This is a genomic window from Shewanella sp. KT0246 (assembly GCF_019654955.1).
Classification (GTDB): Bacteria; Pseudomonadota; Gammaproteobacteria; order Enterobacterales; family Shewanellaceae; genus Shewanella; species Shewanella goraebulensis.
Genome location: NZ_BPEV01000002.1, coordinates 118,817 through 130,960, shown reverse-complemented (window position 1 = coordinate 130,960; position 12,144 = coordinate 118,817). Strand labels below are relative to the sequence as shown.

Genomic DNA, 12,144 nt, shown 5'->3' with positions numbered 1-12,144 from the left:
GCTTACAACAGGTTATATAATGTGTTTGCATAACGAAAAAGGCCTTCATATGAAGGCCTTTTGATTTTATCGATATCGCATTGACATATTATGTGAAGGTATTGAGCTTAATGACGTTTTTGACGACGGATGGTCGTTAATCCCAACATCAATAACAAACTCCACAAACCTAAGCTACCGCCAGAATCAGATTTGGGTGCTTCTGGCTCAATTGGGTTTTCTGCTGCTGGTGGCGTTGGCTCAATACCATCTGAGTTTACCGTCAGCATGAAGCTTGTGGAGCTCATGTCATTAGGGAAAATATTGTCAGATACTGTAACTGTGACCATTGTTTCACCCCAAAAGTCAGCTGCAGGCGTAATGTCAAAGCTTGAGCCCGAAGTATGACCGTTCACGACCGCGGTAATATTGTCACCCGTAACTGTAATGGTGTTGGCAGAAACGCCACCATCGTTATCAGCATAAGTCACTTTAATACCTTCGAGTGTGGTGTTTTCATTAGTCATTTTATCGCTAATATCAGACATAATGATATTTGAGGCGACATTAATCATTTGCTCTGCATTGGCATTAGCAATACCTTCGATATCACCAGTAACGGTGACGCTTTGATTAACGCCAAGGGCGTCTGTTGTGACTTCAGCTTGCATATTCACAACCACAATACTGTCACTTGGGCCGGTAATGTCATAACACACCACTAGGTTGTTAGACACTTTGTCTTCAAGATCATTGAAGGCATAGCTCACACCAGTGTGGCCTTTTAATGGGCCATACGTGCCACGAGGGCCATTATAACCACGCACACCAATTGAGCCTTCACCCGCTTCACCTGCAAAATCGATGTTGTTATATGCCATAACAATTTCATATTCACCTGGCGCATGACCGGTATTATTTTTCAGAAATACTTGGTAATCATAGCTATCATTTCTTGGGGTTATCACTGTATTCCAGTTTTCATCCCAGCTCTTGTCATGAGTTGCTGCTTTATTCCATTCAATGATGGTGAAATCATCCGCAAAGGCTAGTGTCACGCCTTTTTCTTGGCTGATATCCCAGCTTTGCTCATACATCGCCAATGTCCACTTTTGTGGACCAAACATGGCCATAGGGTCTGTAGCATCTAAGCCGCCCCATAAAGGCGCAATGATAAAATCTGGTGGAGTTGAATAATCATTAGTTGGAAGCTCTAAGTACATATTCATAGGGACAAAATCCCAAGGGTTATAGTTGCCCGTATCTAATTGCAACCAACCTTTAGAACTTAGAATCATAGAGTCAGTACTAAAGTAATCCTGATTATCAAATGGAGTCAATGTACCTGCGTTTAATGGCATTTCAACATCATGAACCCAGTTTCCGCCCCACTCAGTGGTTTCAAAGAAGCTACCCCACGACACGTTAATGCCAAATTTTGCCAAGTCTAGGTATCCACCATCTACTGGTGTTCCGTCAGGATAGTCAATATCCAATGGCGTACGACACATGGCATCTTCAAGGTTTGTAGTAATGGTGTAATTGGTTTCACGTGCTGAGGTATCAAGCTGACTACGGAGTAAGCTAAAGCCGTTTCCAGTTTCAGTCAGCCCTTCAATTGCAGCGATGCTTCCTGGTACTAACTTAAGACCTGCCGACAATGTTGCATCGAGCTCTAAAGAACGGTCATTACCAGATAAGTTAGGCTGAACCACAACACTCACATCAATAATGTCACCTACTCTAGCAGCATCTTGAGAGCTATTAATTGAAACACTATTCACATCGCGCTTAATGTTTAACGGAACGATTGCTAAAGAACCTGGTGCATTATCACCTGCTGAAATAGCAGCTGCTGAGTAGTAATGCTTTCCTTGTTCCATCTCCATATTCCAGTCGATAGTTAATGAAGAATTTAGCTCGCTAGTATCTTCAAAATTAAGGTTAATAGCTGATGAAGCTTCTTTAGGAATGACCACATGAGCCATTTCAATCGTATCGACATTATCGTATGGGAATAATGGGTAGGCACTCATTACTAAGATAGTGTATTCACCCGCTTCAGGCTCTTCTAAAGCACAGAATTGACCTTTGGTTGTTTGCCCAAGCATTGAACCACAAATGGCTTCAGATTGGTGTAAACGCCCATCATTGTTGAAATCTCTAAAGATATAAACATCTGATTGAAGGTACTGGTTAAATGGATGGTCAGTCTCAGAGGCAACGCGACCTAGTAATTCAGCACGTAATACTGCGCTGTTTTCAGGTACGTCGACAGTGAAGGTTTTGATGTTAGGTAATGTGGTATCCCAATAAAATTCTTCATCAATGGTTATCGCACTAAACTGACGGCGAGGTAGATCAAAGGTTTCGGTTGTCGCTTCAACGGGAGTATAAGCAACACCAGTTAAACTCGAACTAGGTGCGCCAAACGGGACATCAGCTATCACGTGCTGAGATTGGTCATCGTTTGCGGTGATATTGATGGTATTCGGCAGTGTTTTTCCGTTGTACGTTGCCAAAAATGGCCAATGTGCAGCAGGAATGGTTTGATCTTGAGGTGTGAATTGAATTTCACCCGCAGCCGTTTGCACTGTACCATCGTACCAAGCCATGTCTGACTCTTTAAATAGGCTAGTGACAGTTAAGTCTATCGTTTCGCCAGCTTTAAGGGTAAAGGTTGATGGAGTCACGTTAACTTTTGCGGTTGGATCTAAGGTAAAATCCCAAAACAGAGGCGAGCGATCAGAATATTGTGCTTCAGCACTCCATGTTCCATCGCGGGTTGCTTTAACTGTACGGATCCAGCTACAGCTTAAACCACAATCTTTATTAATAAGTTGCGGTAAATTAAGCTCACGCACCTGACCACCATTTTGTGGGTTGGCTCTGCGAAAGTTTTCTGCAGTCTCATCCATGACTAGACCACTATTAATTGCGTGTTCAACATTGACTAGGCCATGTCCTGCTCTATATGGACCTGCTATTTCGACTTTTCGATCATAAGGGTGAACGGTTTTAATCGCTTGGCTATCGGCGGTCATTTGTAATGCCGATTGCACTTCTGATGCTGTCCAACTTGGGTTTGCTTGACGCACTAAAGCCATAACACCTGCAACATGTGGACTTGCCATTGAAGTGCCGCTAATGGCGTTATAGTTACGGGTATCTGCTTGCGGGTTTAATGGATTTTCATCATTCCATGGGGCAAATATATCGACGCCTGGCGCCGCAATTCCAGGTGAGAATAGCTCTTCAATAGTGCTTGATGGGCCACGAGATGAGAAGCTCGCAAGTTGATCGGCATTTTCTGGAGTGATAACGCGCGTAGCTGTCGATGCGGTAATGGTGCCTTGTAATTCACTGCCTGATTGAAGCCAAGGTTGAAGGCCTTTCGTTTGCCAATTGCCATACCACTGATTTGCCGTGATATGTACACCTGGTATTGCATAAGTGTCATTAGCGACGTCATCGGCTTCGTTCCAAGTGTTATAAAGTACAAATCCGCCAGCGCCACCTGCTGCAGCATTTAAAGCTTTTTCAACGCGTGCAATATCACCACGTTCACAAATAACAATGTCTGACGCTTGGAAAGTATCGGCAGGGAAAGGTGAATTACAACGTGCATCACCAAAATCAGCGGCGATAACAAAGTTACCGGTAAACGACTCTGAAATACCAGCGGCATCCAGCCTATCTGGAACTAGCGTTTCGTCGCCACCGACAAAATTATCTAGTGCTTTATCTTCAATCGCAATTGAGCGTGCATGCGTCGTTGCTGCAACGTTCAACACCCAAGGTGATGTGTGGTCGACGGTATAAAGTGAGTCTTCACCATTTGCCGCGCCAGAATTACCTGCAGATAGTGCAACAGCGACACCCGCTTCTCGGGCCGAAAGAAACGCCATTTCAAACGCATCATCCCACGGGAAGCTTTCACTGCCACCAATAGACATGTTGATGACATCAACACCGTCTTTAATCGCTTGCTCGATAGCAAATAACATGGCATCGCCAGAACAGCCGCCACTTACCATACACACTTGGTATGAGATGATATTTGCATGTGGTGCAACGCCTGAAATTGATGGCATTTGCACGCCAATGGGATTACCAGGACCACCGCCAAGTTGTGAACCAACGACATCTACATCATATAAAACATTACCCGCAACTGTGCCTGCTACATGGCTACCATGGCCTTGAAAATCTTCACCAAAATCTGGTGCTAATGGGTTTCCCCATTCATCTTTAAATTCAGCTGTAATGTCTTTGTGAGTATATACACCAATTAATTTATCATTACAGCGGACTGCAAACTCCTCAAGACTACAATCCCCGAGATAATTTCCTTGCCCTAATGGATTGGTGTGTTCAAAACCATCACCGCCAACGGCAGCAAAAGAAGGGTGATCAGTATTGATGCCTGTATCGATAATACCGACTATCATGCCTTCACCTTGGTAGGCTGTACCATCTGCAGTGGAGGTACCATCCCAAACTCCAGTTGCGCCTATATGCTCAGGACCAACATCGGTATGTAATTGATAGATTTTTGAACGTTGAATGTAAGCAATTTCTGACATGGTAGACAGTTGCATTGCTTCTTCTTGGGTCATTTCAACTGTAAAAGCGTTCGCAGCTAAGGTAAATTGTTGCTTTACCTCTAAGCCCGCTTTTTGAATAAGACTTTGCTGTTTTGATAGTAAGTGATTGGTATAAGCATCAATGGCATTAACACTTGCGCCAGTGGCGACTCCCGCCGTGAATAGTTTGGTATTTTTATTATTGATTGTAGCCTGAGTTGCTTGTAAACCTGGAATATCACCTTTGTAAGTTGCTACAGAATTGCCATGCATTCTTACTATGTAGGTCTGTTTGCCAACAATTCCTTGTTCAATTTGAAACTTGTCTTTTGCTTGCTTAGCTTGGAAATGAATATTGCGCATGTCACCACGTCGTAGCGGCGCAGTTGTATCGGTACCCATTCTTGCCTGAGTTTCCTTCTGGGCGAGGTACATTTCCATTAAGTTAACGCCTTGCAATTGCACATTATCATTTGCAGATGAAGGGCTACTTGCAGCAACACTACCAACACCGCCCGCATATATTGCAGCCAATGTCATGAGTGATAATTTTTTTAATTTCATGATGCTTCCCTATTAATTATTATTTTAATAACTGCAAATGAATATATTTGACAGTTAAATAGAGTTTGCAAAATTGTTAATTAATAATCCAATGAGAAATTAAGCATTTAATGATGCATGAAAACTATTAATTGATGTTTTGTTTTTTATTTTATTAATACATTTTTTGAATCGGACTAATGTTTATAGGTAATCGATTAATTTAATATTAACTGATACATTTTGATACGTATTAATTTTAAGTTATTTCCTTTTTAAACAGTGGTTTATGTTAATTTTGGTTTGATTGTTATTTATATTGATTTGTTATTGTGTTTGTAGTTAATATTCAATTAATAAATTAATTTTTTAATTTTTTAGTTTGTTTTTATAAATTGTTTTTTAATAGTAAGTTGACGTGAATGCTATTAATTATTTATGTTCTTATTTAAATTGGGGTTATTATGGAATTGCGTCATTTAAAACATTTTCTTGTTGTTGCTGATTTAAAGCATTTTCATCGAGCAGCATTGGAATTAAATTTAGCTCAACCTTCGTTATCTCGAAGTATCCAAAAGATGGAAGACTTATTGGGAGCTAAATTATTAGAGCGAACTTCTCGGTCTGTGAGATTAACGCCATTTGGTGAGATTGTTGTTGAACATGGCAGCCGAATAATACGCGATGTCGACTTTTTAAAGCGCGAAATACAAGCAGTTCAGGGGCTTGAAACGGGTGAGTTAATTATTGGCGCCAGTGCTATCCCATTAAACAGCATCGTCGGGCCAAGTATTGGTCAGTTTATTCATACTTTCCCCAATGTTAACGTAGAATTAAAAGTGGGCAATTGGTTATCGCTTTATCAGCAGCTATGCAAAGCTGAGGTCTCACTATTTATTGCAGAAACTAAAGCGACAGAGTTAGAGCACAGAGATGATATTGAGGTGGTGCCGCTGCCGAGTTTTCAAGCTATTTTTTGCTGTCGTAAAGCGCATCCATTAACACGAATAAATCCACTGAATTTAGCTGATATTAAGCAGTATCCCATTGCTATTCCATCAGCCTTACCTAAGACCCTATATGATCAATTTGGCGACCTGTTCAATAAGTATCGTAAAGGATTTTCTGGTTTGGTTAAATTTGAGCAGTTTCAAGCAATTAAAGAGTCATTGAGCGAATGTGACTTAGTTTCTTTAGCACCAGATGTTTCGGTCAAAAAAGAGCTCGTTAATGGCTCGTTAGTCGCATTGCCGATAACCGATATGCCAGATATCAGAGCATCGTTCAGCATAGTGTATTTAAAAAGCCGCAAACTGACACCGGCAGCTAAAGCTTTTATCGATTTTATTCATCCAGCAGAGTGCTAATTTTACAGGTTTCTCTCAGATAAATGTTGTTGCTTAACTATTGCCTCAATCGTGTCGAATAGCCACTGAAACAACGGTTTGTTTCTATGGCGATAGTGATGACAAAAATAGCTATTCAGCTCGACAGGTTTCTCTCTGAAAAATGTTGTTGCTTAACTATTGCCTCAATCGTGTCGAATAGCCACTGAAATAACGGTTTGTTTCTATGGCGATAGTGATGACAATAATAGCTATTCAGCTCGACAGGTTTCTCTCTGATAAATGTTGTTGCTTAACTATTGCCTCAATCGTGTCGAATAGCCACTGAAATAACGGTTTGTTTCTATGGCGATAGTGATGACAAAAATAGCTATTCAGCTCGACAGGTTTGTTATTGATATGAATAATTTTACTACACACTTTATCAGTATTAATGCCGTGGTATTGCGCACCTGCTGCATGAATTAAATGAGTTTGCGAAACCACACTTAATACTGAATCAGGATGCGGACTTCGATAAGCTATCTTCGGTGTTAATCCAGCATTTCTAAGATACTTTTCAACATAGGTTGTATTTTCGTTCCACCCTGTCACATGTAAAACAGCTAGTGGATAATCGGCAAATGATTGTTCATTAATGACATGCCTCGCTAAAGGATGTTGCTTGTTTAAATAAGCTTTGGCAAATAACTTTGGTAATGTCCTAACTGTCATTTCTTTGGAAAAATCAGGTTCAACCATTGTGACGGCGATATCTTGCTTACCTGATAGTAACTCTTGCTCTGTGTTACTACTCCACACCGAAACCACTAATTCAATTTTTGGTGCTAATTGATGCAAGGCTAAAAATAATTGGTCACTAATTAATCCTATGAGAGCAGGGTGCAGAGTGACATTAATTTTACCCGTGAGCGCCTTAAGCTCAAACTCTTCCATGTGGTTAATAATATCGGTCAGCTCTTGCCAAGTATTAGGCAACTTTTGCGCTAAATAATGGGCTTTATCGGTTGCAGTTAAGCCGTGTCTGGTTTTAACAAATATGGGGTCGTTAAAAGCATCACGTAACTTCTGTAATGCTCTACTCACAGCAGGTTGGCTGATGTGGAGCCTTTCGGCTGCTTTATGGGTGTTTAGCTCTTCATATAAAATGAAAAAAACATTGATCAAATTAAGATCGAGAGCTTCAAATGGCGTTTTATTCATTAAATTTAATAGCAATGCCGAAACAAGGTGTATTCAGTGTATTGCCATTGAGCTTAAATGTCGAAAGTGAGTAATTGATACATTGAATTGATAGTAAAAAAGGGCGCAAATATTGTTTGGAGCTAAATGCCCTTAATCAAATAGAGTTTAATTAAGGGCTAAGTTAGCTAAGTATTTATGACTACTTCTCTAGTTTTACTTTGCCACTAATTGTGCTGGCATTAAAGCTACCGTCACCTTGTTGAGTTTTAAACTGAATAGACTGTCTTGAAGAATATTTAGTTTTCATTGGTTTATCGCTGGTTAAGCGGTTTTCAATTTTGCCACCTGGGCCACCATCAATTTCAAATGTTAAATTAGGCATATTGGTAAACTTGACTTCAATGTCGCCACTAACGGTATCCAATAACACTTTAGATACCGCGTTACTAAGCTTAACTTCGATATCACCGCTTACTGTGACGACTTTGACTTTTTCTGCCGCAATAAAACTGCCTTCGACATCACCAGAAACTTGATCAATGCTTAAATCAGTGACTAAATTATTTTCAGACTCAAGTTCACCACTAACTAAGCGATATTTTGCTTTACCTTGAATATCCTTATCTTTGATGTCACCAGAAACTGTTTCTAGCTCAATTTTACCATTTAGTCCTTCTGCTTTGATGTTACCTGATACGCTAGCAAGGCTGATTTTTCCTTCAATATCTTCGACTTTCATATTGCCGCTGACTAAAGATAGCTCGACTTTACCGGTGAGTTTCTCCATCGCATAATCAGCAGAGACCCCTTCAGCAGCGATCTTTAGTTCTGATGGCACGTAAATCACCAAATTAGAACCTTGTTTATTATTGCCTCGGTAGCTACTTGGTAGTTTATCTTCGATAATGACCTCATCGCCTTTCTGTTCAAAAATAAACCCTTCAGATAACTCATCTAAATGACCTTTTACACTTATGAGACCTTTATCCCAGCCAATAATTTCTACTTTCCCACGCTGAACTTTTAATTCAATCTGCGGGTTAGCTGAAACCGAAATTTCACGGTCAACTTGCTCTACCGCTTGGGCCATGAGTGAGGTGAATAACACACTAGAGCCGATAATAATGCGGCCTAGCAGTTGGCTAAATTTTGCGTTCATATTAGATTTCCTTGAGTCGGTGGAGTCGTATTAATTGGCGTACGTTGCTGCTGTTGTAACAATTCGATTTCTCGCTTCATGATCCAAAGCCATAAATCCCATACCTGCTTGTTATTTGGATCATTTTTTAAGGCTTGTTGGATCTGTTTTGATGCAAGCTCTAGTTCTGAAAACCCTTTATTGAAAGGATTCGCTTGATTATCAAGCTGCATACCTACGGTATATTTGTTGTCATCAAAGGCGGCTATTTGTTGCTGGTGGGTCTGAGCAATTTGATCCACCAATGCGATTAAATCTTCAGTTGACTGATTCGATAAGGCATTGTTAACCGTCAAAGGCTCTTGAATGGGTGTTACGGCTGAAGTTGATAGTTTCCAACCTAAGACCATCACAAAAGCGAGACTTGCAGCCATAGCGAGCATTTTCCAATGCTGTTGATGACTGGCGCTATTTGAATGGCTGATATCATGAGTCGTTTTAGCACTGATTCGTTCGTCAATGTTTTGCCATAAATCAACAGGGGGCGTTATCTCTTTTGGCAAGCTTGCAATGAGCTCATCAAGTTGATTCTGGTTATTATCTTGCTGCTCTAGAAGCTTAGACTGTGTTCTTTTCATGACAGCATCTCCTGTAACATCTGTTTTGCTCTGTGGTACTGGGCTTTGCTGGTACCCACTGCAATATTTAATATTTGTGCAATTTCCTGATGCTGATAGCCTTCAATGGCGCTTAATACAAAAACCACTCTGGTTCTTTCTGGTAACTTCATAATCAATTTATCTAAACGGTGGTACTCGTATTGTTGACTTGAGTCTTGCTCATTTTCTTCAGCAATATTGCTGTCAGGTAAAAAACGATGCCAAAAACGTTGTTTGGCTTTCATGCTGTTGATGGCTTGATGAACCGACAATTTATGCAGCCAAGTCGTAAACTGACTTTCACCGTTAAATTGATCCAACTTTTGCCATAATCTGACGAAGCAGTCTTGGCAAATTTCGTCAGCATGGTCATGACTGCCACTTAAGCGAAAACTAATCGCATATACCCGACCTTGGTGACGCTGATAGAGGGCTTTAAATGCGGCCTTATTCCCCGATTTTGCTTGGTTCACTAATGCCTCGTCAGACATAGGTCCGTCGATGTGATCATGGCTAGTTTCAGCTGTAAGCGTTTGCTGCTGAAGTGGCTGATCATGTTCAGTGATGTTGCTGGAATTCAGGTTCACCGTTTTATCCGTTTGAGTGCGAGTTACTAGATTAGACATTAGCAAGTACTTAAAAGGTTTACTCGTATTTAAAAAATATATGAAGATAATTGTTACTTGGTCGATAAATATACAGTGTTAAGGTTGTACTAATAAAGTAATAGCTTGTATTTCCAGCACAAATTTAGTTTGCTTAAAAATTGTCTAATACTGAGTTAAGCATCTATATTTTTAATGTACCTGAAGGATATTAGGGATTTATATGTTAATTCGTACCAAATTAATACTTAGTGTAGCCGTGTCTCTGGTGGCTTTTACTGCCATGTTTGGTTTGCAGTTATATACCAGTGACGTGAAGTCAAAATTAGCCAGCGCGGCTAATCATGTAACTGAAATTGAGCGTGAAGTATTACAACTTAGAGTGATTGAAAAAGATTTTTTTGCGCGCTTAGATACAAAATACACGCAGCAGCATGACAGTACTTTTGCTGAAATAAATACGATTATTCAGGTGCTCGATGAAGTGCTTATTGAACGTGGATTGCCTAATCAAAGTTTGACCAGTTTTAGTCAAAGTTTACGGATCTATAAAGGGCTGTTTAGTGAATTAGTTACGCTGCAAACAGAAATAGGCTTAACACCCAAAACAGGTTTGTATGGTGATTTACGTCAATCGGTACATAACGTTGAATCTATCCTTAAGCAGCAAAATCAAAACTTACTATCGGTAACTATGCTACAACTGCGCCGAAACGAGAAAGACTTTATGTTGCGCCGCACCCAAAGTTATTTAGATAGATTTGATAAAAATATCGACTTATTTAAATCTCAATTGAGTGCCTCAACGCTCGATTATCAAATTAAAAAACAATTAAATTCTTTAGTGGATTCTTATCAAAAAAGCTTTGATTTACTGACAAACAAAGAAAAAGAATTCGGTTTAACTGCTTACGATGGTGATATGCTCAAATTAAGAGAAGCCATTAAAAAAACTGATATAGATTTAACCACCTTACAGCAACAAACCCATCAAGAAATCAGTGCCGCTGAGAATAACGCCCTCATCTTAGGTGCCAGTATATTTATTTTAATCACCTTCATTTTATGTGTTTTCGCTTACATGATATTACGCAGTATTGTGGTGCCAATTAATGATATTAATAAAGTGATTTCTGAAGTCGAAAAAAACAAAGATCTGACCCTTAGATGTGACGAAACTAGAAATGATGAACTCGCTAGAATAGCTAAACATTTTAATGCCATGGTGGTTAGCTTTCAGACCTTGATTGAGCAAGTTAATGAATCTGTCGATGCGATGAATATCTCTTGCGAAGAGTTAACCCAAAATGCAGTTGTGGCCTCAGAAGGGGTGTCAAGACAGCTGAGTGAAACCGACATGGTCGCAACTGCCATTACTGAGATGGGCGCGACAATTGAAGAGATTGCCAGTAATACTGAGCAAGCCGCGCTGAAAGCTAACGAAACCAACGATCATGCTCAGCAAGGCTTAGTCAGCGTTGAGCAAACCATTGAGAAAATTCAAACCTTAGCTAGCCAATTAAGTGATTCATCTGAAGTGGTTGGAGATTTAGAACGTGATAGTGAAACCATAGGTAGTGTGTTAGATGTTATTAGAGGCATTGCCGAGCAAACTAATCTACTGGCATTAAATGCCGCCATTGAAGCTGCCAGAGCAGGCGAACAAGGGCGTGGTTTTGCGGTTGTGGCCGATGAAGTGAGAAGCCTTGCTATGCGCACTCAAGAGTCAACTGAGGAAATATCCAAAATTATTACTACATTGCAATCTAGAACCCACTCAATAGTGCAATTAATGGAAGCGAGTCAGCAACAAGGTAGTGACAGTGTCGATCAGGCTGCAGGGGCAGGGAATTTATTGCAATCTATTACTCAAGATGTGCAAACTATTTCTGATATGAGCACTCAAATCGCAACAGCCATTGAAGAGCAAAGTATGGTCGCGGCCGAAGTGAATAAGAATGTCGTGATTATTCGAGATATTGCTGATGAGACAGCCAATGCCACCGAAGAGAACTCAGCAGCTACCCAAGATGTAAGACAGAGAGCTGAGACATTACACGAAGCTGTGAGCTTATTTAAAGTGGGTTAATTCCGCTTATTAAA

7 protein-coding genes are annotated in these 12,144 nt (G+C 40.3%); 2 read left to right on the top strand and 5 right to left on the bottom strand.

Annotated elements, in window-relative coordinates:
* Window positions 1–107: 107 nt before the first annotated feature.
* Window positions 108–5,129: a S8 family serine peptidase gene (locus K5Q58_RS01645; protein WP_220751906.1), complete on the bottom strand. Its 5,022-nt coding sequence runs from the start codon at window positions 5,127–5,129 to the stop codon at window positions 108–110.
* Between the two features lie 443 nt (window positions 5,130–5,572).
* On the opposite strand from K5Q58_RS01645, the gene K5Q58_RS01640 reads away from it, so the two are divergent.
* Window positions 5,573–6,475 (top strand): LysR family transcriptional regulator, encoded by a 903-nt coding sequence (locus K5Q58_RS01640; RefSeq protein ID WP_220751905.1) that lies wholly within the window; start codon window positions 5,573–5,575, stop codon window positions 6,473–6,475.
* A 234-nt stretch (window positions 6,476–6,709) separates the two neighbouring features.
* Here the strand turns inward: K5Q58_RS01640 and K5Q58_RS01635 are convergent, their stop codons facing one another.
* From K5Q58_RS01635 to K5Q58_RS01620, 4 genes are all read right to left on the bottom strand, one after another.
* A complete protein-coding gene (locus tag K5Q58_RS01635; protein WP_055026425.1) occupies window positions 6,710–7,657 on the bottom strand; it encodes a LysR family transcriptional regulator in 948 nt (315 codons plus the stop codon).
* A 181-nt stretch (window positions 7,658–7,838) separates the two neighbouring features.
* Window positions 7,839–8,798 carry a DUF4097 family beta strand repeat-containing protein gene (locus tag K5Q58_RS01630; RefSeq protein ID WP_220751903.1) on the bottom strand — a complete coding sequence of 320 codons (960 nt, stop codon included), beginning with the start codon at window positions 8,796–8,798 and terminating at the stop codon, window positions 7,839–7,841.
* Window positions 8,795–9,415, bottom strand: a complete 621-nt coding sequence (locus tag K5Q58_RS01625; RefSeq protein WP_220751901.1) for a hypothetical protein — start codon at window positions 9,413–9,415, stop codon at window positions 8,795–8,797. The genes K5Q58_RS01630 and K5Q58_RS01625 overlap by 4 nt, the downstream gene beginning before the upstream one ends.
* Window positions 9,412–9,927: an RNA polymerase sigma factor gene (locus K5Q58_RS01620; protein ID WP_220752057.1), complete on the bottom strand. Its 516-nt coding sequence runs from the start codon at window positions 9,925–9,927 to the stop codon at window positions 9,412–9,414. Before K5Q58_RS01620 ends, K5Q58_RS01625 begins: the two co-directional genes overlap by 4 nt.
* A 337-nt stretch (window positions 9,928–10,264) precedes the next feature.
* Between K5Q58_RS01620 and K5Q58_RS01615 the strand changes: the two genes are divergently transcribed.
* Window positions 10,265–12,130 (top strand): methyl-accepting chemotaxis protein, encoded by a 1,866-nt coding sequence (locus K5Q58_RS01615; RefSeq protein ID WP_220751899.1) that lies wholly within the window; start codon window positions 10,265–10,267, stop codon window positions 12,128–12,130.
* The last annotated feature ends 14 nt before the right edge of the window (window positions 12,131–12,144 follow it).